The 23,521-nt window shown below is 64.6% G+C and carries 27 protein-coding genes and 4 tRNA genes; 15 read left to right on the top strand and 16 right to left on the bottom strand.

All coding sequences use genetic code 11. From position 1 onward, the window contains the following. Positions 1 to 230 precede the first annotated feature (230 nt). Positions 231 to 578: a hypothetical protein gene (locus B4400_RS22870; RefSeq protein WP_078312936.1), complete on the top strand. Its 348-nt coding sequence runs from the start codon at positions 231 to 233 to the stop codon at positions 576 to 578. Here the strand turns inward: B4400_RS22870 and B4400_RS22865 are convergent. Further along, positions 535 to 1,191, bottom strand: coding sequence for a TetR/AcrR family transcriptional regulator (locus tag B4400_RS22865; protein ID WP_078312928.1), 657 nt, complete (start codon positions 1,189 to 1,191; stop codon positions 535 to 537). The two genes, B4400_RS22870 and B4400_RS22865, sit on opposite strands and share 44 nt — an antisense overlap. A gap of 74 nt (positions 1,192 to 1,265) precedes the next feature. Here B4400_RS22865 and B4400_RS22860 point away from each other — a divergent pair, with 74 nt between their 5' ends. The 3 genes from B4400_RS22860 to B4400_RS22850 all read left to right on the top strand — a co-directional run bounded on the left by B4400_RS22860 (position 1,266) and on the right by B4400_RS22850 (position 4,109). Continuing rightward, on the top strand, positions 1,266 to 2,282 hold the full coding sequence (locus B4400_RS22860) for an oxygenase MpaB family protein (RefSeq protein ID WP_078312927.1): 1,017 nt from the start codon (positions 1,266 to 1,268) through the stop codon (positions 2,280 to 2,282). 103 nt (positions 2,283 to 2,385) lie between these two features. Further along, on the top strand, positions 2,386 to 3,369 hold the full coding sequence (locus B4400_RS22855; protein ID WP_078312926.1) for an oxygenase MpaB family protein: 984 nt from the start codon (positions 2,386 to 2,388) through the stop codon (positions 3,367 to 3,369). 65 nt (positions 3,370 to 3,434) lie between these two features. Continuing rightward, positions 3,435 to 4,109, top strand: coding sequence for a GAP family protein (locus B4400_RS22850; protein WP_078312935.1), 675 nt, complete (start codon positions 3,435 to 3,437; stop codon positions 4,107 to 4,109). A gap of 9 nt (positions 4,110 to 4,118) precedes the next feature. Here B4400_RS22850 and B4400_RS22845 read toward each other — a convergent pair whose 3' ends face one another. Then, positions 4,119 to 4,976 (bottom strand): SDR family NAD(P)-dependent oxidoreductase, encoded by an 858-nt coding sequence (locus tag B4400_RS22845; RefSeq protein ID WP_078312925.1) that lies wholly within the window; start codon positions 4,974 to 4,976, stop codon positions 4,119 to 4,121. Between the two features lie 39 nt (positions 4,977 to 5,015). Further along, positions 5,016 to 5,513 (bottom strand): anthrone oxygenase family protein, encoded by a 498-nt coding sequence (locus B4400_RS22840; RefSeq protein ID WP_078312924.1) that lies wholly within the window; start codon positions 5,511 to 5,513, stop codon positions 5,016 to 5,018. Between the two features lie 102 nt (positions 5,514 to 5,615). Here B4400_RS22840 and B4400_RS22835 point away from each other — a divergent pair, with 102 nt between their 5' ends. Both B4400_RS22835 and B4400_RS22830 read left to right on the top strand, forming a co-directional pair. Further along, the gene (locus B4400_RS22835) at positions 5,616 to 6,080 is read left to right on the top strand and encodes a DUF2269 family protein (RefSeq protein WP_078312934.1); all 465 of its coding nucleotides are present in this window, start codon (positions 5,616 to 5,618) and stop codon (positions 6,078 to 6,080) included. Positions 6,081 to 6,130: 50 nt separating this feature from the next. After that, on the top strand, positions 6,131 to 7,033 hold the full coding sequence (locus B4400_RS22830; protein WP_078312923.1) for a DMT family transporter: 903 nt from the start codon (positions 6,131 to 6,133) through the stop codon (positions 7,031 to 7,033). A gap of 7 nt (positions 7,034 to 7,040) precedes the next feature. Here the strand turns inward: B4400_RS22830 and B4400_RS22825 are convergent, their stop codons facing one another. Beyond that, the gene (locus B4400_RS22825) at positions 7,041 to 8,003 is read right to left on the bottom strand and encodes an AraC family transcriptional regulator (protein WP_078312922.1); all 963 of its coding nucleotides are present in this window, start codon (positions 8,001 to 8,003) and stop codon (positions 7,041 to 7,043) included. A 111-nt stretch (positions 8,004 to 8,114) separates the two neighbouring features. On the opposite strand from B4400_RS22825, the gene B4400_RS22820 reads away from it, so the two are divergent. Beyond that, positions 8,115 to 8,810, top strand: coding sequence for an alpha/beta hydrolase (locus B4400_RS22820; RefSeq protein ID WP_078312921.1), 696 nt, complete (start codon positions 8,115 to 8,117; stop codon positions 8,808 to 8,810). 56 nt (positions 8,811 to 8,866) lie between these two features. On the opposite strand, the gene B4400_RS22815 is transcribed toward B4400_RS22820, so the two are convergent. Both B4400_RS22815 and B4400_RS22810 read right to left on the bottom strand, forming a co-directional pair. After that, positions 8,867 to 10,153, bottom strand: a complete 1,287-nt coding sequence (locus tag B4400_RS22815) for an MFS transporter (protein WP_078312920.1) — start codon at positions 10,151 to 10,153, stop codon at positions 8,867 to 8,869. A 69-nt stretch (positions 10,154 to 10,222) separates the two neighbouring features. Then, a tRNA-Lys gene (locus B4400_RS22810) sits at positions 10,223 to 10,298 on the bottom strand. Positions 10,299 to 10,438: 140 nt separating this feature from the next. Between B4400_RS22810 and B4400_RS22805 the strand changes: the two genes are divergently transcribed. The 3 genes from B4400_RS22805 (at position 10,439) to B4400_RS22795 (ending at position 10,729) form a co-directional block, all read left to right on the top strand. Beyond that, a tRNA-Glu gene (locus B4400_RS22805) sits at positions 10,439 to 10,511 on the top strand. A 30-nt stretch (positions 10,512 to 10,541) separates the two neighbouring features. After that, positions 10,542 to 10,618, top strand: a tRNA-Asp gene (locus B4400_RS22800). A gap of 34 nt (positions 10,619 to 10,652) precedes the next feature. Next, a tRNA-Phe gene (locus tag B4400_RS22795) sits at positions 10,653 to 10,729 on the top strand. A gap of 92 nt (positions 10,730 to 10,821) precedes the next feature. Here the strand turns inward: B4400_RS22795 and B4400_RS22790 are convergent. The 3 genes from B4400_RS22790 to B4400_RS22780 all read right to left on the bottom strand — a co-directional run bounded on the left by B4400_RS22790 (position 10,822) and on the right by B4400_RS22780 (position 14,183). Further along, positions 10,822 to 11,265, bottom strand: a complete 444-nt coding sequence (locus tag B4400_RS22790) for a DUF2628 domain-containing protein (protein ID WP_078312933.1) — start codon at positions 11,263 to 11,265, stop codon at positions 10,822 to 10,824. Between the two features lie 402 nt (positions 11,266 to 11,667). Next, positions 11,668 to 13,128, bottom strand: a complete 1,461-nt coding sequence (locus B4400_RS22785) for a PPE family protein (protein WP_139361539.1) — start codon at positions 13,126 to 13,128, stop codon at positions 11,668 to 11,670. A gap of 164 nt (positions 13,129 to 13,292) precedes the next feature. Next, complete coding sequence (locus B4400_RS22780; protein ID WP_078312918.1) at positions 13,293 to 14,183, bottom strand: alpha/beta hydrolase; 891 nt, start codon at positions 14,181 to 14,183, stop codon at positions 13,293 to 13,295. A gap of 107 nt (positions 14,184 to 14,290) precedes the next feature. Between B4400_RS22780 and B4400_RS22775 the strand changes: the two genes are divergently transcribed. The 5 genes from B4400_RS22775 to B4400_RS22755 all read left to right on the top strand — a co-directional run bounded on the left by B4400_RS22775 (position 14,291) and on the right by B4400_RS22755 (position 17,748). Then, positions 14,291 to 15,034, top strand: a complete 744-nt coding sequence (locus B4400_RS22775) for a 3-oxoacyl-ACP reductase family protein (protein ID WP_078312917.1) — start codon at positions 14,291 to 14,293, stop codon at positions 15,032 to 15,034. Positions 15,035 to 15,062: 28 nt separating this feature from the next. Further along, positions 15,063 to 15,500, top strand: a complete 438-nt coding sequence (locus tag B4400_RS22770) for an SRPBCC family protein (protein ID WP_078312916.1) — start codon at positions 15,063 to 15,065, stop codon at positions 15,498 to 15,500. A gap of 72 nt (positions 15,501 to 15,572) precedes the next feature. Beyond that, positions 15,573 to 16,172, top strand: a complete 600-nt coding sequence (locus B4400_RS22765) for a TetR/AcrR family transcriptional regulator (RefSeq protein WP_078312915.1) — start codon at positions 15,573 to 15,575, stop codon at positions 16,170 to 16,172. Further along, positions 16,169 to 16,939, top strand: a complete 771-nt coding sequence (locus tag B4400_RS22760) for an SDR family NAD(P)-dependent oxidoreductase (RefSeq protein ID WP_078312914.1) — start codon at positions 16,169 to 16,171, stop codon at positions 16,937 to 16,939. Before B4400_RS22765 ends, B4400_RS22760 begins: the two co-directional genes overlap by 4 nt. Beyond that, entirely contained in the window at positions 16,936 to 17,748 is an 813-nt protein-coding gene (locus B4400_RS22755) for an enoyl-CoA hydratase/isomerase family protein (RefSeq protein ID WP_078312913.1), read from the top strand. The genes B4400_RS22760 and B4400_RS22755 overlap by 4 nt, the downstream gene beginning before the upstream one ends. On the opposite strand, the gene B4400_RS22750 is transcribed toward B4400_RS22755, so the two are convergent. From B4400_RS22750 to B4400_RS22720, 7 genes are all read right to left on the bottom strand, one after another. Continuing rightward, positions 17,745 to 18,389, bottom strand: coding sequence for a TetR/AcrR family transcriptional regulator (locus B4400_RS22750; protein WP_078312912.1), 645 nt, complete (start codon positions 18,387 to 18,389; stop codon positions 17,745 to 17,747). The two genes, B4400_RS22755 and B4400_RS22750, sit on opposite strands and share 4 nt — an antisense overlap. Beyond that, entirely contained in the window at positions 18,386 to 19,171 is a 786-nt protein-coding gene (locus B4400_RS22745) for an enoyl-CoA hydratase-related protein (protein ID WP_078312911.1), read from the bottom strand. The genes B4400_RS22750 and B4400_RS22745 overlap by 4 nt, the downstream gene beginning before the upstream one ends. After that, on the bottom strand, positions 19,168 to 20,322 hold the full coding sequence (locus B4400_RS22740; protein WP_078312910.1) for a thiolase family protein: 1,155 nt from the start codon (positions 20,320 to 20,322) through the stop codon (positions 19,168 to 19,170). The genes B4400_RS22745 and B4400_RS22740 overlap by 4 nt, the downstream gene beginning before the upstream one ends. Beyond that, positions 20,319 to 21,392: a thiolase family protein gene (locus B4400_RS22735; RefSeq protein ID WP_078312909.1), complete on the bottom strand. Its 1,074-nt coding sequence runs from the start codon at positions 21,390 to 21,392 to the stop codon at positions 20,319 to 20,321. The genes B4400_RS22740 and B4400_RS22735 overlap by 4 nt, the downstream gene beginning before the upstream one ends. Continuing rightward, a complete protein-coding gene (locus B4400_RS22730; protein ID WP_078312908.1) occupies positions 21,385 to 21,861 on the bottom strand; it encodes a Zn-ribbon domain-containing OB-fold protein in 477 nt (158 codons plus the stop codon). Before B4400_RS22730 ends, B4400_RS22735 begins: the two co-directional genes overlap by 8 nt. Next, complete coding sequence (locus B4400_RS22725; RefSeq protein ID WP_078312907.1) at positions 21,858 to 22,313, bottom strand: DNA-binding protein; 456 nt, start codon at positions 22,311 to 22,313, stop codon at positions 21,858 to 21,860. Before B4400_RS22725 ends, B4400_RS22730 begins: the two co-directional genes overlap by 4 nt. A gap of 113 nt (positions 22,314 to 22,426) precedes the next feature. After that, the gene (locus B4400_RS22720; RefSeq protein WP_078312906.1) at positions 22,427 to 23,392 is read right to left on the bottom strand and encodes an ABC transporter substrate-binding protein; all 966 of its coding nucleotides are present in this window, start codon (positions 23,390 to 23,392) and stop codon (positions 22,427 to 22,429) included. Positions 23,393 to 23,521 lie beyond the last annotated feature (129 nt).

Raw genomic sequence — 23,521 nt, 5'->3', positions numbered from 1 at the left:
GAATTCCTTCTGCATGGACACGTTCCTCAGGTCTCGACAGAGTTATCTGTATCTGGAAGTTGCAGTCAATATATCTGTAAACGGCGGTTGCACACAAGTGGACGGATCATGACGCACAAATACCCTTCCGCGCGCCTTCCGACGTGCGGATCGATGCGTTTCTCGCTCGGGCTGCGAGGGCGCTACACCCGCAGTATGATTGCCCACATTCCAAGGTGGAGGTGTATCCAGTGAAGTCGGTAGTCAACGCGACCATCGTCGCGGTTGCGGGTGCGGGTTTCTCGTTGGCGATGGCCGGGATGGCCCATGCCGGTGGCCCGACCGATACAACCGGGCAGTTCTACTCCGACGCCTCCTCCACTCTTAAGGGTGAGGGCTACACGGTCGTCGTTGCGGGTCGCTCTGGTGATCAAGTGGGCCTCGACAATTGCCTTGTCGCGCATCAGGAAGCGTTCACCGTCAAGAAGGGGCAGGACGACCGAGGAAAGATGGTCCACGTTACCCTGCGTTGTTACAAGGCAGAGGTCGCGGCGGCTAAGAAGGCTGCTGAGGATAAGGCGAAGTCCGCAGCGACGTAGTCGGCCCGGTCGCCCCGGTTGGTGGCGTCGCGGTAGCGCCCTGCAGCAGTATCTGCACGCAGTAGTCCACGAACCGCTGCCGACCCACGTTCAGCTCCTCGTTCAGGTATCCCCTGAAAAGGCTCGTCAGCGCGCCCACCAGGCTGGTTGCCACCAATTGCTGCTGCACCTCGTCGGCGAGGTTGGTACTGAGCTTTCCCTGTAGCAACGCGACGAATCGCGGCAGCCAGTCATAACCGGATTCCGAGAGCGTCGGCTCAAAGGTCGGCGCTATCAGCAGGACTCGCCCCATGGTGGGTTCGTCCACCATGAGCCGGACAAAAGCGTCGACACCCTCGTGTGCGGATCGGGCGCCGCTGAGCGCCTCGATCGCGCGAAAGCCCACGTGGTCGTAGACCGCACGGACAAACGTGTCGCGGTCGGAGAAGTTCTCGTAGAAGTACCGCTCGGTCATGCCCGCGGATCGGCATACGGCCCGGACGGTGACGGCCGGCCGGGGGCTGAGCCCCAGCAGTCGCACGCCGGCCGCCATGAGCTCGCGCCGCCGTTCATCTGCGCGCTCGGCCGCTGAGACGCCCGCCCAGCTACGCCGCTGCGCTTGACCGTTCGCCACGGGCCTCCTAATCTGATATCAAAGTTGACAACCTTGATTGTCACTATACGTCGAACTGCAACGGAGCGTTCCGAATGGTCAACGATATGTCCGAGGTCGCCCAGACGCAGCCTGTCGCCGAATCCGGCACCTTCGTGTCGGGCTGTCCGGTGAGTCACGGGTCTGGTTCGTCGGTAGCGGTGCCGCTCGGCCCTGAGTCGTTGACGTGGAAGTACTTCGGCGATTGGCGGGGGGTGTTGCAAGGCCCCTATGCCGGGTCCATGCAGAACATGCATCCACAGCTGGGCGCCGCCGTCGAGCAGCACTCCCTGTTCTTCCGGGAACGCTGGCAGCGGCTCCTGCGCTCGCTGTATCCGATCGGCGGCGTCGTATTCGACGGGGATCGGGCCCCGGCGACAGGCGCCGAGGTGCGCGACTATCACGTCAACATCAAGGGGGTTGATGATCAGGGGCGCCGGTACAGCGCACTCAATCCGGACGTCTTCTATTGGGCGCACGCGACCTTCTTCATGGGCACGATCGTCGTGGCGGACTGGCTCAGTGGCGGTATCGGCGAGGCCGAGAAGCGCCAGCTCTTCGACGAGCATGTCACCTGGTACCGGATGTATGGCATGAGCATGCGGCCGGTGCCCAAGACCTGGGAGGATTTCCAGGAGTACTGGGATCACATGTGCACCAACGTCTTAGAGGACAACAAGGCCTCGCGGGATGTGCTGGACCTGACCACTCTGGCGGTGCCGCCGTTTGCGCCCTGGATTCCCGAGGGCCTGTGGCGGCTCCAGCGACGGTTGGTGGCGCCGATGTTCGTGTGGCTGACCGTCGGGCTGTATCACCCTGCCGTCCGAGAACGCTTCGGCTACACCTGGTCTGCGCGCGATGAATGGTTACACCGCAAGTTTGGGCAGGGTGTCAACGTGCTCTTCAAGTTCGTGCCGGAGCGCAAGCGCCGTCACCCCCGGGCTCGCGCGGGGTGGGATCGCGCCGTCGGGCGTATCCCTGCCGACGCCCCGTTGCCACAGACCCCGGACCGCAACCTGCCGCCCCGGGATACTTGGGGCAGTCCCAACCATTACAACCCCAAGGTCTCCTGAACCCGGCTTTTTGGTGCTTGACGTCACCACATCGGTCCCCCTAGTGTCGGCGTGTAACTGAATCGCAATTCAGTTTCTGGAATGGGCGACAACGGAGTGGGTTATGACCGACGGCGAGGTCGATTCTCTGACGGCGGGGTGTCCGGTCACCCACGGCTCGGATCGGTCCATACCGGTGCCGCTGGGACCGGAATCGCTGACGTGGAAACTCACCGCGGACTGGTCCGGGATGTTGATGGGCTCCTACGCCACCGCGATGCAGAACATGCACCCGAAGCTCGGTGCCGCCGTCGAGCAGCACTCCACGTTTCTGCGTGAGCGGTGGGAACGGCTCCTGCGGTCGCTGTATCCGATCACCGGCGTGGTCTTCGACGGGGATCGTGCGCCGATAACGGGCGCCGAGGTGCGCGGATATCACGCCGGCATCAAAGGTGTTGACAGTCAAGGGCGCCGGTACAGCGCGCTCGACCCCGACGTCTTCTATTGGGCCCACGCAACCTTTTTCAAAGCGTTGTTGCTCTCGGTGGAGCGGTTCGGTGCGGGACTTACCGAGGGGCAGAAGCGGCAGCTTTTCGATGAGCACATCGTCTGGTACCGGATGTACGGGATGAGCATGCGGCCGGTGCCCAAGACCTGGGAGGAGTTTCAGGACTATTGGGATGACATGTGCGCCAACGTCTTAGAGGACAACAAGGCGACGCGTGATCTGCTGGACTTTGCCAAGTTGCCCAAGCCGCCGTTCCTGCCGCTGATGCCGACCTGGATGTGGCGCTTAGCGCTTCCCCTCTTCACCCGGTTCTCCGAGTGGGTGATGGTTGGGATGTTCGATGATCCAGTGCGAAAACGCCTGGGGTACACGTGGACCGACCGCGACGAGCGGCGTCTTGAGCTACTGGGGCGGGTAAACCACGCGATCTTCCGCCTGGTGCCGTTCCGGTGGAGGAAACATCCGCGCGCACGGGCGGGGTGGGACCGGGCGACCGGGCGGATGCCCGCCAACGCGCCGCTGCCGCAGACTTCAGCGCGCTACCTGCCTCCGGTGGCGCTGCGCGACAGTCCCCATCACTACAGCCCCACGGCGTCCTAACCGGCGGGCGGCCCTTCTTTACTTTTCGCCGGTGACATCGTGTTCAGGGTGCGAAGATGCTGCTCATGGCAGGAAGTTGGGGTTCTGTCCTCACCGGGCTGGTTCCGCTCGGGCTGGTCATCGCGCTGTCGCCGATCACGGTCATCCCGGCGGTGCTGGTCTTGCAGGCTCCGAGGCCACGGCCGAGCGGTCTCGCCTTCCTGGCCGGGTGGCTATTGGGCCTGGCCGCGCTGACGGCGCTGTGCGTCGCCGCCACCGGACTACTCGGCGGGCTACACCGGTCGGCGCCGAACTGGGCCTCGTGGGTGCGCGTGGCGCTTGGCTCGGCGCTCATCCTGTTCGGTATCTACCGGTGGCTGACCCGGCATCATCACACCGACTCGCCGGGCTGGATGCGATCTTTCTCGACGATCGGCCCGGCGCGGGCGGCGATAACGGGGGCGGCTTTGGTTGTGGTACGGCCCGATGTCCTGTTCATTTGCGTTCCGGCCGGATTGGCGATCGGCGCCAGCGGGCTGGATATCGCAGATCGCTGGACGGCCGCGGCGTTCTTCGTCGCTGTCGCCGCATCGACGGTCGCTGTCCCGATACTGGCCTATGCGGCCGCGGGGCACCGACTCGACGGCACCATGGGCCGGCTCAAGGATTGGATGGAGAAAAACAACGCGGCCTTGATGGCGGCAATCCTGGTAGTGATCGGTGTGATGGTGCTGTACAACGGAATTCACGCCGTGAAGTGAGAAGGTCTGCTAGCCGCGCACCGGAAGCGGCTCGACGCCGACCAGCTCGCAGCTCTTGGCATACAGGTCATCCTGCGCCGCCAGCTTTTTCGTGTAACGCCGGACCGGGCTCGGCTTTTGTGCGGTGAGGTATTCCCCATTGTGCCCGCGGTGCTCCTCCGCCACCGCCATGTCGGTGATCAGCTGACTGGGCCGCTCCGGTGTGATCAGCGCCAGCATCACCAACGGCCGGATGGGCTGCGGTATCTCACGCCAGATCTCGGATCTGACGTTGCCGGGATGTAGCGCGTTCGAGGTGACTCCTTCGGGGAGGCGGCGGGCAAGGGCATTGCTGAACATCAGATTGCCCATCTTCGACTGGGCATAGGCGGAGAAGGTGAAGTAGAAACGCCGTCCACGCCAAGTCTTTTCATTGATCCTGCCCACGCTGTGGGCGACGGAGGCCAGGTGGATGACGCGGGCGTCGCCGGTTCGGGCGGCCTGCAGCTGCGGAAGCAGCAGGTGCGTCAGCAGGAAGGGCCCCAGATAGTTGGCCCCCCACTGCAGTTCGAAGCCGTCCTCGGTCCTGGACTGGCGCATTGGTGAGGCGCCGGCATTGTTGATCAGCACATCGACCTGGGGATGCTGTGCGGCTAGCTCACCGGCGAAACGGTGGATGTGCTCGAACGAGGACAGATCCAGCGACATGACGTCGACGGGAGCGCCGGGTGTTGCGGCCAGGATTTCATCGCGGGCTGCCTGGGCCTTCTGCTGATTGCGGCAGGCCATCACGATGGTGTGCCCATCGGCGGCCAGCCGGTGCGCCGTGGCCAGGCCGATTCCGGCGTTCGCGCCGGTGATGACCACTGTCCTTGGGGTGCTGGACATGCAGATCTCCTCGTTGAGACGTTCGGAACAGGGGAAGCTTCACACGGTGGCGGTCGGGTGTCGACCGGAGGACTGCCAGACGAGGCGCAGGGCTCTCATGGCGAACAGTAGCGCGATCGCGGTGAGAACCACGCGGACGAGGTTCAGCATGTTCCATTGCAGCGCGAGCTGATGTAGCTCACTGGGGGATTCGCCCAGAGCGCCGAAGAAGAGTGTCATGTTGAGCTTGACGATGACATAGACGGACAGGACGACGGCCGCGATCTCGACGAGGCAGGCCAGGAACAGCGAGAGTTTCTCGGGGGCTCTGCGCGGGGTGCGCACGAACCAGACGATCAGGGTGATGGCGGCGATCTGGGTGAGCGGGATGTAGTAGTAGACGGGATTGGTCACCTCGGTGAACTGCTGGAATGCCTTCAGCTGCTCCTTGGTGTCACCGGCGATGTTCGGTCCTATCACGATGGCCTCGTAGAGGTTTCCGAAGAACCACATCGCGATCCCGAACACGGTGAAGTACATCAGTATTCGACGGCCCATCGGCACATACTCCCAAGATTGGGGAAGGATACGGCCGAAAGTCGTCGAAATATGGCCAGCGGCGGGCTTTCGGCGCCGCGGCGGGACCGATACCGTCTGCGCGTGACCAAGGTATTGCTCTCGATCCACGTGCTGGCGGTGATTCTCGCGGTGGGCCCAATCGCCGTGGCAGCCAGCATGTTTCCAGCGTTCGCACGTCGCGCCGCGGCCTCGCCCGACGGCGCTGGTGAGTTGGGAAGCTTGCGCACCCTGCACCGGGTCTGCCGGGTGTACGCGGCGGTGGGGATCGCGATTCCGATGTTCGGTCTGCCGCTGGCAGATTTGATGGGTGTCCTGGGCACCCCCTGGCTGATCGCATCGCTGGTGCTCACGGGGGCGGCCGCGGCGGTGCTGGTGTTTGTGGTGTTGCCGCGACAGCAGCGGGTGTTGGCCCAGCTGGGCGAAGGTGAGTCGCTCGATGGGCGGGTGTTCGCGCGGTTAGCGATGTTCACCGGGATCTTCAACCTGCTGTGGGCGGTGGTCACCGTGCTGATGATCGCGCGCCCGGGGTCCAGTACCGGGGTGTGACGGCGGAAAACCGCTAGCGCTGGTGGCCGGTAGTCCTGTGCAATTGCCCGGTGGATACCGCGACCGTCGCTCCGGCCCGTAATCGCTGGCTCCCTCTTCAGTTCGCAGCTCTTGCCCTGGTGTGGGGCGCGAGTTTCCTCTTCATCAAGATCGGTCTGCAGGGGCTTTCGGCGCTGCAGGTGGCGGCAGCGCGCCTGGATTTCGGTGCCCTTACGCTCGTCTCCCTGGTTCTGCTGCTCCGAGTTCCGCTGCCGCGCCAGGTCAAGGTGTGGGGACATATCGGCGTGGTCTCGCTGACGCTGTGTGTTGTTCCGTTCGTGCTGTATCCGTGGGCCGAGCAGACCATCGACTCCGGGCTGGCGAGTATCTACAACGCGGCAACTCCCTTGATGACCACTGTGGTGACACTGGTGGCGCTGCGGGCCGAGCGCCCCGGCCGGATGCAGCTGCTCGGATTGGCGGTCGGGTTCGTGGGTGTGTGCGTGGTGCTGGCTCCATGGCAGCTGCTCGGTCACGGGGGCCCGGTGCTCGCACAATTCGCCTGTCTTGGAGCGACTCTGAGCTACGGGATCGGTTTCGTCTACATGCGCAAGTACGTCACGCCGCTGGGTCTGCCCGCGCTGGCGGTCGCCGGTATTCAGGTGGGTGTGGGGGCGGTGCTGATGACCGTCGTGGTGGCGCTCGTGGACCGTCACCGGATGGACGCGACTCCGGCGGTGGTGTTGAGCATGGTGGCGCTGGGGGTGCTGGGGACCGGGTTGGCCTACGTCTGGAACACCCGCATCATCAACGGATGGGGTGCCACCGCGGCCTCGTCGGTCACCTACTTGACCCCGGTGATCGGGGTGCTGCTGGGCGCCGTGTTGTTGGGCGAGCGCATCGGCTGGCATGAACCACTGGGCGGGGCGATCGTGATCGCCGGAATTGTGCTGAGCCGCAGGGGTAGTCGCTGACCTGAGGTCATTGAGGCCGGTGTCGCATGCGCCAGCGTAAGGGCGGCTCGCCGAATCGGCGCTGGAACGCCCGGCTGAAGGCGGCATCCGAGGTGTAACCGACGGCCCTGCCGACCTTGCTCACCGCCTCGGTGCTGAAGCGCAGAAGATGCGCCGCCCGATCGAGCCGTCGCTCGGTGATGTAACCGGCGGGCGGCTGTCCCAGCAGTGCGGTGAACCGCTGCGTGAAGGCCGAGCGTGACTGCTGTGCGTGCTTGGCGAGCTCTGCGATGGACCAGGGGTGCTCCAGATTGTTGTGTATCGCGGTGAGCACAGGGGCCAGGCGCGGATCCATGGCCGCGGTGAGCCAGCCGGGTTCGGCGCGATCGGAAGTCGACCACTCCCGCAGCGCGTGGATGAACAGGAGGTCCAGGATCCGCGACAGCATCACCCAGGATCCAGGGCTGGGCGTGACGACCTCGGCCAGCACGAGCTGAAGAGACAGGGAGAGCCATTCATGGCCGGGCTGGTCGGCCCGAACGACGATGGCCGGCGGCAAGACCGACAGCAGCGGATCAGCGGCTGTCTTTTCCGCGGTGAACCGCCCACTGATCCAACGGGTTGCCGTCGAGGTGTCGCGCGCATCGACGTGCCCGTCCGCCGCAGACAGGCTTCGCACGCAGCAGGGCTCGCCCTTGGCGAGGCGGTGTGCGGTACCGCGTGCCAGGAGCACCATGTCTCCGGCACCGAGGGTGTACTCAGGGTCTCCGTCGATATGCACGCGGAGCCCCGGGGTCTCCGCGATGTGGAGTACGCGATCGCTGGACGGAAGGGCGATATCGAAGGGCGGCTCGGAGGAGCAACGCATCACAGTTTCGCCCCTCAACCCGATGGCGGAGAGGACGCTGGAGAAGGCGTCGATATCTGTCGAGTCTGAGAACCAGCTGTGCGATTTTGGCCGATCGGCAAAATATTCAGGATGATCGGTCATACCACTTGCTCCATAGTCCAAATATGTTGGAGGAGCCCCGGTAAGTCAACAGTGCCGCCGACGGCGGACACGACGGGGTTGAGCTCGTCCAACATCTACTGAGAGGCAGATATGTCCAGCAAACCGGCCATCGTCCTGGTCCACGGATTCTGGGGTGGCGCCGCGCATTGGGGGAACGTGATCGTCGAGCTGCACAAGCGCGGCTACGAGGAGCTTTACGCGGTGGAGAACCCGTTGACGTCACTGGCCGATGATGCTGTCCGCACGCGGCGGATGGTCCAGCAGATCGACGGCCCGGTGCTTCTTGTCGGGCACTCGTACGGCGGCGCGGTGATCACCGAGGCCGGCGATCTTCCGAACGTGGTCGGCTTGGTCTATGTCGCGGCGTTCGCCCCCGATGCCGGTGAGAGCCCGGGGCAGCTGACCGAACAGCTGCCGCCCGCCGCCGCGGCCAATCTGGCACCTGACAGCGATGGTTACCTGTGGATCAAGCAGGACAAGTTCCGCGAGAGCTTTGCTCAGGACCTGTCCGAGGACGCGGCACTCGTCATGGCCGTCACTCAGAAGGCGCCGCTGGCATCGACATTCGGGGACGCCATCACCGCGCCCGCATGGCGGGTCAAGCCCTCCTGGTATCAGGTATCCACGCAAGACCGGATGATCAACCCGGAGAACGAACGCAAGATGGCGCAGCGGATCAACCCCCGCAAGACCATCGAACTGGATGCGAGCCACGCCTCGCTGGCGTCGCAGCCCGTTGCCATCGCCGATCTCATCTCGGAGGCCGCTGAGGAACTCGCCGGCTGAGAGATGGCGCGTGTGGGGGCATCGGCACATGCTGCCGGTGCCCCCATTGGCGTTCGTTAGGGGGCCAGGTCTTCGGTAAAGGCCTTGTCGGCAAGGTCTTCGAGCTCCTTGCCCTTGGTTTCGGGTCCCAAGAGGTATCCGATGATCGTCAGGATCCACAGGCCGCTGAGCGCCAGATAGGGCGTTTGGATTCCGTACTGCGTTATGGCCCAGCCCACCAGGGTTGGCGCGGCGATGGAGACGACGCGGCCACCGCCGACTGCGATACCGAATCCGGTGCCGCGCAACACGGTGGGGAAGAGCTCGGCGACGTAGGTATCGCCGACGCCCCACAGCCAGCCGAGCGTGGCGATAGAGATGGCGCCGAACACTAAATACTGCGAGAGCGAGTCTGAGGTGGCTCCCAATGCGGTGGAAGCGATTTCGATGACCGCGGCAAGGATGGCCGAGGGGCGTCGCCCTATCCAGTCGGCCAGGGCGGTGCCGATGAACACGAACACGGCTTGCAGCAGAAAGAAGATCAGGGCATAGCGGATCGCTTCTACCGAGGTGGCGTGGAATTTCTTGACGATGTAGGTGGTCAGGAAGAGTGTCATGCCCCAGTAGCCGACCGCGTTGGCGGTGTAAACCAGCCATCCGACCATGAGGCGCCGTCGCACGCCGGGCAGATGCCACAGCGTGGGTTTGGTGGCGCCACGTTCGACCTTGACCCGGGTCGCTGTGTAGCGGTGCGATTCCTTGATGCCTTGCCGGGCAAGGAAAAGCACGATCGCCGGGACGATCGCGACGATGAAGGCCGCCTGCCAGCCGAAGCGAGGAACCAGCACCAGGGCAACACCGGCGGCCAGGACGTAACCCAGTGAGAAGAGTGAAAAGATCACGCCACCAACGCCTATGGCTCGGGTCTTGGCCGGCCATACCTCGGCGGTGTAAGGGGCCCCCACCGCGAGCTCACCGGCCCCGCCGACACCCGTGAGAAACCGCAACCCGGTGAAAGCGGCGACGTTCGTCGTGAGACCTGCCAGGGCGGTCGTGATGCCGTACAGCAGGATCGAGGCTCCGAGGGTCGTTTTACGCCCCCACCGGTCGGCGGCGAGGCCGAATCCGATGGTGCCGATCGTGTAGCCGAGCAGAAAGATCGAGCCGATGTATCCGGCTTGGGCCTCGGTGATGTGCAGGGTCTTCTTGATCTCGGGCAGCACCAGACCGTAGATGTTCACCGCATACGAGTCGAAGCCGTACCCGAGCCCCGCCGTCACGGCGACGAAGAACGCCTGCCGGAACGTCACGGGCTGGGACTGAGGCGCTGCTGTCTCGGTGGTGCTCTGGGCCGTCGACGTCATTTTCCGAACGGTAGGCAGCGGGGGAGGGCCTGATAAGGCTCCTGCTCCCGCTGATCGCAACCGGCGCGCTGGTGCCCCCCGTAGGGCTCGAACCTACGACCTGCGGATTAAAAGTCCGTAGCTCTACCAACTGAGCTAGAGGGGCGTGCCGAGACAGAATACTGGTCGCAGCGGCGAGTCAGCACCGAGGTAATCCGGTTTGGGTTCTGGGGAGGTTGTGCCCTAAGCTAGGCGAGCTCCCAACGTGACCACGTTGACGAGTACCCCGGAGTGATTCGGACATGGGCCCCCATCGTCTAGTGGCCTAGGACGCCGCCCTTTCACGGCGGTAGCACGGGTTCGAATCCCGTTGGGGGTACGCAACCAGTTCATACTGGGAGCAGAGTAAGGCCCTGTGGCGCAGTTGGTTAGCGCGCCGCCCTGTCACGGCGGAGGTCGCGGGTTCGAGTCCCGTCAGGGTCGCCAGTACGGCGAGGCAGTTTCTGTGGATCTGCCGTCCGGCCAGGTAGCTCAGTTGGTACGAGCGTCCGCCTGAAAAGCGGAAGGTCGCCGGTTCGATCCCGGCCCTGGCCACCATGAGAGCCCGCTGGTGACAGCGGGCTTTTCCGTATTCGGGCACGCGCGTCCATGCCGGGGGCGTACACGGTCCCATTCCGCTGTGGACAGACCTACTTGCGGCGCTGCGCCCAGGCTTCGCGCATCTCACGGTTGAACCGCCAGCCGATGCCGTCGAGCGGATTCCACGACCGGCTGCCCTTGGCCCGATGCCGGTAGTAGGCCGGGCCCGCCAAAATCATGTACACGGCGCCGTTGGTGCCGAATCCTCCGAATCCCAGCCCCGGGAAGGCGAGGTACACCACCACACCAAGGAGTAGGCCTAGCAGCATGATGGTTACGGCTTTCCGCCACATGCCTTTCACGATGAAGTAGATGGGCCCGAAAAACAGTGCAGGCAGATTGATGGCCGACCGCATCCTGACCGCGAAGGGTCTGGCTTTCGCGGCGGCGACCGCTTCCGGCGTAAATCTCGTCCCGTAACGGTCATAGAAATCGAACTTCAGCCGCCAGTACGCCGACAGGTCGCTGCGGTCATCGATCGTTGCCACGGCCAGCAACCTAGCAAATTCGTAAAGGCGGTGTTGCATAGTGCCGCGCGCTGCCCCTGACGCGGGCGCGCCGACTCGGGTCAATTAGCCAAGTCCAGGTTGGCCGTCGTGCGGAATGCCCATAATTCCGGTGCCTTTTGGCATGACCCAGACCAACGATGTTTGCTGTTGCGTTTGAGTGAACTCGGTGACGGTATCGAGCTCGCAGCGCGGGGCGCCATGCCAGTAACCGTCGTGGAGTTCGATGGCTCGATGAAGCGGTTCTCGGAGCCGGTGTTCGCGGGGATCGCTGCGCCTGGAGCCGTTGCCGGGGCGCTGAGCGTGTGTGGGGTGTCTCGTGGCGGCTGCGATTATCGAGACTGTTCCGCCACGGATCATTCTCAATGGCCGCGGCCGCGTCGATGGTAGTCAGCGCGGATCACTGCCATCCGGATCCCAGGTGTTCGGAATCATCGGCGTACGAGCCCCCTCGCTGAGATCGTCATTGCGACCCAATGTCGCCAATCCCGCTGCCGCCGTGTCTTGTCTGGATGCAGTACCGGTGAACCCCATCGGTCCGGCACCGCGTCGTGAAGCCGTTGCGGAAGGCTCGTCCCCAAAGGTCGCGGTGGCGTCCATATCCATGTATTCGACAGCGCGGCCTTCGTCCTTGCTCCGATCCCGTCGTCGGCGTGCCTGCCGTGCTGCCGCTGTCGCGGCCGTTGCTGCCCGTTCTGATGCTGAATTCCATGCTGTAGCGCTCGACCTCGTGCGAACCCGGCTCGTCAATGCCAATCCCGCGCCGATGCGGGGTCCGCCACCCACGGCATACGGGAAGGAGAAGCCTGGGTCGCCGACAGGCGGCGGAGGCGACGGCGCGGGCGCAGTGCTGGTGACGGTAGGCGCTGGTGCACCGGAAGGGGCCGATGCCGGAGCTGACGGAGATGGACTGCTCGTCGGTGCCGACCCTGCGGCCGCCGCTGTCGGAGGCTCCTGAATGGGATCCGGTTCCGCGGCAAGAGCATCAGGAGATGGTTGAATCCCGGACAGGCCGGCGAGCCCGGCCACCGAACCCAGGCTGGCGATCGCCAGAGCCAGCGCGGGCTGGATCAAGGCGGGGGCGAACTGGCCGATTGTCGAAGCCAGTTGTGCGGCATGAAAAGCCACGTCCGCCAGCACCAAAGGAAGGTTGGTCAGCAGTGCGGCCGGATCGGTCAGCAGGTTGTTCCACAGCAGCTCAATATGCTCGACCATCTCACCGGCGACGTGCACCCACCACTCCGGGTTGGTGGGGTCCAGGTCCCCGTGACCGTGGTCTTCGCCGTGCTCGTGGTCGTGGTCGTGATCGTGGCCGTTCAGGATCGGCGGTGGCGGCGTAGCGGGCGGTGTGGACGCCAGTGCGACATCGGAGGCCGTTTGGTACGTCGCCATCGTGGTGGCGGCCTGCACCCACATGCGGACGTAGTCGGCCTCGGTGGCCACGATGGGAATGGTGTTGATACCAAAGAAGTTTGTGGCCATCAACGCCGCGTGTGTAGCGTGATTGGCGGCTAACTCGGCAAGGGTAGGCATGATCGCGAGTGCCGAGCTGTAGGCGCCCGCCGCGGCCCCGTGCTGAGCGGCCCGGCCACTACTTTCGACGGCACCTTGGGTCAGCCACTCCAGGTATGGAACGTGCGCCGCCACATACATGTCCGCGCTGGGGCCCTGCCACGCTGCGGCATGGGTAGTGGCCAGAATTGCGCGAAGTTCGTCGGCAGTGGCGGTGTAATGCGCACTCAGCGAAGACCATTCGGCAGCGGCTGCGAGTAGCGGTCCGGGGCCCGGACCTCCGCTGAGCAGGGCCGAATGCACCTCCGGCGGAGACGCCATCCACACCGGCATAGCCATTCCGCACCCTCCGCAGCACTAATGACAACGATAACGATATTCATTTACATTAGCGTGTGGGGTTCTAGGTCGTGCCGGTACCCCGTAGGCGTTCGGTGCATTCGGTGCACGCTCGACAATATCGACGCCTCAGAATTCGGAGATATGTTCTCGGCGAACGCAGTTCAGATGAGCGCATGCTGCAGGCTGCGGCAGGCCCTGGCCACGAAGTCCTTCGATACCTGCGCCCACGGCGCGAATCTGTCGAAACCGTGGAAGGCGCCCTCGACCACTTCCAACTCGCACGGCACCCCGGCGGCTTGCAGGCGTTCGGCGTAGGCGAGGTCTTCGTCGTGGAACAGGTCGGCGGTCCCGATGCCCAGCCATGCCGGCGCCAACCCCGCCAGATCGGGGCGGCGGCCCGGCACCGCGACATCGGGGTCTGCGTTGCCGAGATACGAATCCCAGCCGAACCGGTTGCTTTTGTTGCTCCACATCCGCAGCGTGGTTTCGTCGACATCGGTGCGCGCGGCGGTGCGGTCATCGAGCATCGGATAGACCAACAGCTGCATGGCGGGGGCCACCTCGCCGCGATCGCGTGCCAGCAGCGCCAGTGCCGCGGTCAGTCCACCGCCGGCGCTGGCACCGCCGATGGCGATGCGGGTCGGGTCGATCCAGCCCTGCACGGATAACCAGCGCAGCGCGGCATAACAGTCCTCGATGGGGGTGGGGTAGGGATGTTCGGGCGCGAGGCGGTAGTCGACGGACACGACGGGAAGTCCCGTCTCCCGCATCACCTTGCGGCAGAAGAGATCGTCCTGGCGGGCGGTGCCCATCACATAGCCGCCGCCGTGAATCCACAACAGCGCTGGGGACGGTTCGTTGAGGTTCTTGGGAACGTGTGCGCGTACGGTCACGTCGTCGTTGACTGCCATGGTCCGTATCCCGAACCTTGGGAGCAGCCCCGAGGCGCGGATAACCGCGCGCAGCGTCGACAGCGTTCGCGGAAGGCCGACCTGCCGTGGAAAAACCTTGGCGGCCAAGCGGAGACTTGGATGAATGTCAGCGGACGACACACAGCGAGTATGCCGGGGGTACGGGCATACCGTGCGCGAATCGGACAGGTGGGAATGTTTCGGACCCCGGTCCCCTTGTCTTCTGAGTACCGACCGAAGGGATTGACATGACTCAGCCACTCACGGGCCGCCGCGCGTTCGTCACCGGTGGATCGCGCGGAATTGGCGCGGGCATCGTGCGCAGGCTTGCCGCCGACGGCGCACGTGTTGTCTTCACGTTTTCAAGCTCAGCGAAACAGGCCGCCGATGTGGTGGCTGATGTGAAGGCAGCAGGTGGGTGGTCGCTGGCTATCAAGGCCGATGTCGCCGACCCCGATCAGCTTGCCGCCGCCGTCAACGAGGCGACGGAACACCTTGGGGGACTGGATATTCTGGTCAACAACGCCGGGATTGCCAGTTTCGGCGATGTCGAGACAGCCAGCCTGGAGGACTTCGACAAGATTGTCGCGGTGAATGTGCGCGCCGTCTTCGCCGCGATCAAGGCGGCCTCCCCGCATCTGCGGGATGGCGGCAGGATCGTCACCATCGGAAGCATCAACGGTGACCGCTCGCCCACGGCCAATGCGTCGCTGTACTCGATGTCGAAGGCCGCCGTCGCCGGCCTCACCCGGGGGCTGGCACGCGAGCTCGGGCCCCGCGGCATCACCATCAACAACGTTCAGCCGGGCCCGGTGGCCACCGATATGAACCCCGAGGACGGCGCGCTGGCCGAGATTCTGCGTCCCAACATCGCGGTCGGACGCTATGGCCACCCGCGCGATGTCGCGAGCCTGGTGAGCTACCTGGCGTCCGAGGAGGCGTGGTACATCACGGGAACCGCCATCAACATCGACGGGGGATTCACCGTCTAGCAGTAGGAGGGTCGCTAGGGTCAGATCCATGGCCACTAGCGACAGCCGGGAAATCGTCATCGAAGCGACCCCCGAACAGATCATGGACGTCATCGCCGATTTTGGGGTGCTGCCGAAATGGTCTTCGGCGCATCAGAGTTCGACGGTGTTGACGACGGGGGCGGACGGGCGTCCGCATGAGGTGAAGATGAAGGTGAAGACGGCGGGTATCACCGACGAACAAACCGTTGCCTACAGCTGGGGTCCCGACACCGTCAGTTGGACGCTGGTGAAGGCCAGCCAGCAGCGCCGTCAAGACGGCAAGTACACCTTCACGCCCAAGGGCGACAAGACGCACGTCAAGTTCGAGCTGACGGTCGATCCGCTGATCCCGCTGCCCGGATTTGTGCTGAAGCGGGCCATCAAGGGTGCCATGGAAACCGCGACGGACGGGCTGCGCAAGCAGGTTCTCGCCACCTATCGATAGGGCCTTCCCTCCACCGGGGCCGCACTAGTATCGTTATTTTCAATATCGAAACTAAAAGGGGACGGTCGGAGAGTGGATAGACGCCAGGGCGGACGCCCCCGCGACCCCGACAAGGACGACGCGGTCCGTGAGACGGTGCGCCAGATGCTGGCCACCGAGGGTTATCAGGGCACCACTATTCCGGCGGTAGCGCGCGCCGCCGGAATCGGTGCACCCACGATCTACCGGCGTTGGCCCACGCAGGCCGACATGGTGGAAAGCGCGATCGCCGACCGCCCCTGGCCCGCGGCGCTGGCCGAGCCTGCCGAATTTGAGGACCACCTGCCGGTTGTGGTGCGTTCCGTGGTCGAATACTTCGCCGATCCGGCCACCCGTGCGGCGATGCCGGGACTCCTCGTCGAGTACTACCGCGAACCCAGCCGGTATACGGTTCTGGTGGAGCGCACCGAAACGCCTCTGCGCGAGACATTTCGGGCGGCACACACCGAGGCTGTCGCAGTCGGCCGGTGCGCGGGCCAGCCGGGGGCAGACGCACTCTTCGACACGATCGTGGGCATGGCCGTGTACCACGGCGTGCTGCGCGGCACCGCCGACGACGCGCTCATCGAACAGATTCTTGGCGTGGTGCGCGCCGCGAGTTTTGTGGACCAGCGAAAAGTGAGGGAACGATGAACCGGGAAGCCTTCTCCAGCCTGTTCGACCTCACCGGGCGTACCGCGATCGTCACCGGCGGCACCCGTGGGATCGGACGCGCACTCGCTGAGGGCTATGCCTGCGCGGGTGCCAATGTCGTTGTCGCAAGCCGGAAACCAGATGCCTGCGCCGAGACTGTCGAGCACCTGCGCGCGCTGGGTGGGCGGGCGCTGGGCGTATCGACACACACCGGTGACATCCAGTCCCTGGAACATTTGGTGCGAGCCACCGTCGAAGAGTTCGGCGGTATCGACATTGTGGTGAACAACGCCGCCAACGCCCTCACGGAACCGGTTGGCGCCTTCACCGTCGACGGCTGGGACAAGTCCTTCGGTGTGAACCTGCGCGGTCCGGTCTTCCTGGTGCAGGCCGCGCTGCCGCATCTGGTGGCGAGCCCACACGCCGCCGTGCTCAACGTGGTCTCAGTGGGCGCCTTCATGTTTGGGCAGGGTGTCTCCATGTACTCGGCGGCCAAGGCTGCCCTCGTCTCCTACACCCGTTCCGCAGCGGCCGAGCTCGCCGCGCGGGGCGTGCGTGTCAACGCACTGGCGCCCGGCGCGATCGACACCGACATGGTGCGCAAGACACCACCCGCGGAGGTGGAACGCATGGCGAACGCCAACCACTTCAAACGGCTCGGGCTCCCCGACGAAATAGTGGGCACCGCTCTGCTTTTGACATCCGATGCGGGTAGTTACATCACCGGTCAGACCATCATCGCCGACGGCGGGCTGGTGGCCCGATGATCCGTACCGAGCAGCGAGAGAACGGAATCCTGGTCGTCACCATCGATCGCCCGGAGCGCCGCAACGCGTTGGATCCGCAGACCGTGGCTGAGCTGCATTCGGTGATCGAGAAGGTCGATGGCAACCCAAAGATCCGTGTGGTGGTCCTCACCGCGGTCGGCGCATCCTTTTGTGCCGGTGCCGATCTGAAGTCGCTGCCCGCTGATTTCACCAATACCGGTGTCACCTCGACGGCCGCGCTGCTCGGTGCGGCCGATTCGGAGCTGGTCCGCACCCTTGCGGCCCAGGAACTCATGGCTTCGCTGTTTGAACGAATTCACCGGATGCGTCAGCCAGTCATCGCGGCCGTCAACGGGCACGCGGTTGGTGGCGGATTCGCGTTGGCCCTGGCCTGCGATATCCGGTTTGCCTGTCCGGAAGCATCTTTCGGTGCCGTGTTCATTCGTCACGGGGTGTCTAACTGCGATATGGGCACCAGCTATCACCTACCGCGGCTGGTGGGTGCGAGCCGCGCCGCTGAGCTGATGCTGACGGGACGGGTATTCGGTGCCGACGAGGCCCTGCGGATCGGCCTGATCTTCGACGTGGTGCCTGCCGAGAACCTGCTGTACGCCGCACTGGCTAAGGCCGAAGAGATCGCGGTGCACTCACCCTTGGCAGTGTGGATGACCAAGGAGACGATGTGGCAGACGGTCGACGCGCCGAGTCTGCGACACGCACTCGATCTGGAGAACAGGACGCAGGTGATGTGCACTGCCACAGGGGAATTGCGCCGGTCCTTCGACGCATTCCGGGAGGGGCACGCCTAGTCCTCGCTAGGAGGTCCGGCCAGGATGGCGGTCACCATGTCGACAAGCTGCGCGTTCATTTGCCCGTCGTCAAGGTAGGTGCCGCTCAAGGACATCAGACGATTGGTGTGTGGGATATCGCCGAGAACCACACAGGTCAGCGTCACCGCGTGGGTGACGCCGAAACGGATTGACGGTAGTGATGCGTTCGGACGTAGCCGCACGATGAGTTCCTGGAGACGCGCGGCCTGAGGCTGGAAACTCACACTCATCGGGATCAACGCGGGATGGCCGCTGATGAGCAGCTTCCCCAAGGTGGATAGCCATGCGGTTCCGCCTTCTTCACCGATCTCTGCCAGCGGGACGACGATCGCCTCGGCGATGGCGCGCAGTGTGCCGGCCTTTTCGGCGACATCCAACAACGCGAACCGGCGCCTCTCTAGCTGGTTCAGGTACTTGTCGAGCAGCGCCTCGATGAGACGCTCCTTAGATCCGAAGTGATAGTGCACCGAGGCGACGTTGGTGCCGGCCGCCGCCATGATCGCGCGCAGAGATACCGCGTCCACACCGCGCTCGGCGAATAATCGCTCGGCGGCACCGAGTAAGCGCTGATCGGTGGAATCGTGGTCAATACCAGTAGGTTCTGCTGCGGTGTTGGTCATTGCCCGGTGAACCGTGCCTCTCGTTTCTCGCGGAACGCGGCCAATCCCTCGCGCGCGTCGGCGGAGGTGATCACCTGCCGGGTAAGCCGAGCCTCGATGGCGCGGGCGTCTTCCTCGGCGATCCATCCGCTGCGCACCACGGCCTCCTTGGCGTTGCGTACGGCCAGCGGGCCGTTGCGGACCACGCGCTCGGCGAGGCCGCGCGCCTTGTCCAATGCGGTGCCTGCCGGTGCCACGTGCCCCACCAATCCGAATTGGTATGCCTCCTGGGCGGTGAGTGGATCGCCGGTGAGGATCATCTCCATGGCCTTGGTGTAGGGAATCTGGCGCTTAAGCCGGACCATGGACCCTGCACCGGGCACCAGTCCGCGTTGTACTTCCGGAAGACCGAAGGTTGCGTTCTCGTCGGCAACACGGATATCGGTCTGTTGCAACATCTCACAGCCGCCACCGAGGCATGCCCCGTTGACCGCCGCGATGAGTGGTTTGGTCAGGGTATGGGTGAGCAGCAGACCCTTGCCGATGGCGGCGGGGTCCAGCGGCAGCGCTGAGCCGTCGCGAACCATCCAGCCGTCACTGAGATCGCCCCCTACGCAGTAGGCGGCACCGGCGCCCGTCAGGATGGCCACCCGGATTCCGTCGTCTGCGTCGATCTCGTCCCAGGCCTGAGCGAACTGCCGGACCATAATGGTGGACAGTGCATTCCGCCGATGCGGACGGTTCATGGTCACGATGACGATGGGGCCGTCCCGCTCGACGAGAAGTTCTGGCTCCGCGTTCACGGCCTCTCGCTTCCCACTACCCAGAGTGCGTGGAACTGCGATGCTCCGCCCATGGCGTGTCCTATCGCGCGTCTGGCGCCGTCGACCTGATGTTCCCCTGCCAGTCCGCGTACCTGCAATGCCGCCTCGGCGAACCGTAGGAGACCCGTCGCACCGGTGGGGTTGCCCGAGAGCACACCGCCTGACGGGTTGATCGGATGCCTGCCCTCGAACGCGGTGTGGCCCTCGTCCACGGCGCGCCAACCCGACCCTTCCGGGGCCAGCCCGATGTTCTCCATCCACATCGGCTCGTACCAGCTGTAGGGGATGTAGAGCTCGGAAACATCGACCTCGTTGGCGGGATCGGTGATTCCCGCCTCGCGATACGCCTCGGCAGCGCACTCCTGTCCGGCGCGTGGATTCACCTCATCGCGGCCTGCGAAATGACCTGTTTCGGTGCGCCATCCGGTGCCGTGAATCCAGGCCGGCGGTCGCGGGGCATGCGTGGCCAGCAACTCGGAAGAAATGACGACGGCACATGAGCCATCCGATGACGGGCAGGATTCCAGGAATCGGATCGGATCCCACAGCATCGGGGAATTGCGCACTTCCTCGACGGTGATATCGGGTTTGTGGATGTGCGCGTACGGGTTCCGGGTGGCGTTGAGGCGATGATTCACGGCGACCTGCCAGCCGATGTGCTCCGGCGCCTGCGAGCGGCGAATGTACTCGCGGATCACCGGTGCGAAATGCCCGCCCGCGCCCGCGCCCAGCTGGACGCTGAACGGCAGTGGCCGTGACAGTGCCCAGGTGAAATTTCCTTCTGACTCCTTGGAATACGCGACTACCAGTACTCTGCCGGCGAGTCCGGCCTGTACCAGGTGCGCGGCGTAGATGGCCGCGTGCCCGCCCACACTGCCGCCGGTGAACACCCGGGTGACCGGCAGGCCACGCGCGCCCATCGCGTCGGCGAGGTACAACTCGGGATTCATCACCCCGTCGAAAAGATCAGGGGTCTTGGCGAGCACGATCGCGTCGATATCCCCGAAGGTCAGCTCCGCATCGGCCAGTGCGCCGTCCACTGCCTCGCGGACCAGTGCCGCGATGCTGACATCACGCTTCTTGGCTTGCTTGCTTTGTCCGACACCGACTACCGCAACCCGGGTGCTCACGTACTCGCCTCCATCAGGCACACCAGGTTGTGCTGCAGTGCGGGCCCATTGGTGGCGTGGGCCAGTGCTCGGGTGGCCCGCCCCTGCAAGATGGTGCGGGCGGATTCACCGATGCGGATCAATCCGGTGGCGGTAGCGGGCGCACCCGCCAGCGGCCCTCCGGATGGATTGACGAGCGTGTTGTTGTCGATGCCAAAGGTCTTGGTGAGCAACGTTTCCGCGTAGCTGTATTCGGTGTGCAGCTCGGCGACCTCTACACTCGAGGCCGTAAAACCGGCCATGGCGGCTGCCTTCTCGGCGGCGATCCGGGCCGAATCGAGCACCGCGAGGTCCCGCGAGCCGGGATGGTGCGTATCCATCCGATGATCGATGGCCCGGATCCACGCCGGTCGCCGGACCAGTCGCCGTGCCACGTCGCCGGTGGCCAGGATGAGCACCGCCGCGCCGTCCCCGACCGGTGCCGCATCGTGCGGGCGCAGCGGTGCGGCGATGTACGGCTCATCCAGCAGGGTTTCGACCCCTGGGGCACCGGCCTTGAGCGCAAAGGGATTTGATAGGGCGTCGGTCAGTGATTGGTTCACCACATCGGCCATCGCGCGCTCCGTGGTGATACCGGCTTCGATGACGGCGGCCGCCTGCAGCCCGGCGATCGCGTGCCGGTGCGGATGCAGGGGAGCCAGGTAATAGGGATCCAGCGAAGAGGGAAAGACCTGATCGAGGTCGGCGGGTAGCGCTCCCCGGCCGACGCCGTAGATCAACGCGATATCGCCGTGGCCCAATTGGAGCCATGCCCATGCCTCGTAACACGCCCACGCGGCGTCCATTTCGACGTGGGATTCCGATATCGGTGGCCAGGCGCCGACGGCGTCGAGGGATTCGATGTACGCGAAGGTGCGGCCCTCGAAGAAGTCATGGCTGCCCGAGGCGTAGAAGTCGATATCCTCGCGGCGCAGCTCCACCTGCTCAAGCGCTTCGCGAACCACGGGAAGAAGGATCTCGGCCATATCGTCGCGGAGATTAGCTGCAGTACAAGGTGATTGAGCAAAAGAGACGACGGCGACCTCACGCATGGGCGGCCTCGTTCGGTACCGGGCGGAAGTAGCGGATGCTCTGCATGGTGGCACCGAGATCCTCGTCGGATACCCAGACCGGCTCGACCGTCATACCGATGTGAACGCTGCTCGGCTCGGTGTCCCCGATCATGTGCATAAGCCTGGTATCGGCGCCGTGCAGCTGGATGTGTGCGACCGCGTACGGCGGGGTGAACACCTGCCCCGGAAAGGGAAAGCTGACGATGCAGAAGGTCTGGACCGTGCCGGTTCCCGCAAGTGGGTACGGTGCGCCCAGTTCGCTCAGGCATCGCGAACAGAATTGCGGCGCAGGACAGTACACGCGTTCACAGTTCGGGCATTGGCGCGCCAGCAGGCGGCGCTGCGTCAATCCGCGGAGGAAGACCGAACGGCCGATTCCGGCGACGTACGTGTAGTCCATGTGGAACGGACTGGCGATCGAGGTGACCGGTTCGGGCAATGTGGTCACGGCTGACCGATCGGTTCGAAGCAGACGATATCGGTGATGGCGCCGACGCGGTCGGTGCGCCAGCGTGGGGCGACCGGAAGGCCGGTCCTCATCACCGCGAGGTTTCCGCCCACATCGACAGCATGAAACATCGAGTTGGCGGTTCCGTTGATGCGGATGAGCGCCCACGCGAAACTCGTATCGATCTCATCGGCCGGCCGCGGAGATACCCAGGTCCATTGCAGCACAATGCCCTTCGGCTCAAGCTCTATCAACTCGCCGGTTGCGCTGGCATCCGTCGGATCGAACTCGAGCACCGGGCACAACACCTGGCCGTGGGCCGTCCGCACTCCGAACAGGCGCGCGTCGCGCAGACCGCCGAGGAAGGTGCCGATCTTGGGGCCGACCGTGCGTTCAAATCCGAACTCGATCGTGTACGGAGCGCGCAGGGACTCGGCGGATTGGTCGGTCACAGCCCTCCCGACAAGGTGTCTATCAGTTGATTCAATCGAGCGATAGGACCGTAACACGGCGGTGATCGAGGCCACAGACCTTCGTCGACACCGATGCGAGGGGGAGGCGGCGCTTATCGCGGAGGAGGTGGTTTCAATGCCTTTTCGAGCTGGGGTGTCAGTTGTTCAAGGGCATAGATCCGAGCCAGCGGGCCGCCGAGCCGAAGCGCGTTCACTACTGGGCTGTCCGCCGGGATGTAGACCGCGCGCCCCTCGGTGACGGCACGCAGATCGGCAAGGCCGCCCATGGACTTTGCCTGCTGCTCGGTGGCTCCCACCACGACCAGGAGGTCCTGATCGGCTTTTGCCTTCAGCTCGCTATCGGGCACCGGGCCGGAGTATCGCTGGCTCAGGAACCCCAGCCCGTCGAAAACCGCTCGGCGCGGATCGCGGAAACCCACCAGGAAGGTGCCCTGTCCGTCGGCGACCCAATCGACGACGGCGGTGCGGTTGACCCAATGCTGGTGCCCGGTGCGTATCTGGTTGTACCGAGTGCCAACCTCTTCGGATCGCATGCGTGCTTGATCGGACTTGCCGAGGGCTCGCCCGATGGTGAAGAGCTGTGTATACCAAGGGGTTTCGGCACGGTCCAGGCGGTCTTCGGAGACCACGGTTGGCGCGATCTGGGCCAGCCTGTCGTAGGTGGGCCTGTCGATATCGGCGCCGGTAGCCAGAATCACATCGGGCTTGGCGGCGGTGATGGCCTCGAAATTCAGCTCCGTGCCAGAGACGACGGCCGGATACGAGACCTCCGGAACCACCCAGGGGTACATCGGGTATTCCGGCAGTGTGGACCGGACGCCGACGGGTTTGGTGCCCAACGACTGCACGAGGTCTTGGTCATTCCATCCGAGTGTGACCACGCGGTTGGGTCGCGTCGCGAGGAACGCGCCGCCGTACCTATGCGGGATGCTGAGGGGGAAGCCGTCGGGAGACAGTGTCGGCGTGGTCGCAGGCGGCGGACTGTGATTGCGGGAACATCCCGTGAGCGCCAGCAGCATCAGGAGCGCGGCAATAATGCGCCACCCGGCTGTTGCCATGCCGAGCAAACTACCACCGGCCGGTGACGGCAAACGAATGTGACCCCCAATCGGCTCGGGGTGAATCGAACGGCCGACGGTTGGGTTGCACGTCCACCACCTGCGGGAACGCCACCAGGCGGGATGTCA

The sequence above is a fragment of the Mycobacterium sp. D16Q13 genome (assembly GCF_002013375.1).
GTDB lineage: Bacteria > Actinomycetota > Actinomycetes > Mycobacteriales > Mycobacteriaceae > Mycobacterium.
The sequence above is the reverse complement of the archived record's forward strand: the minus strand, read 5'-3'. Positions and strand labels throughout refer to the sequence as shown.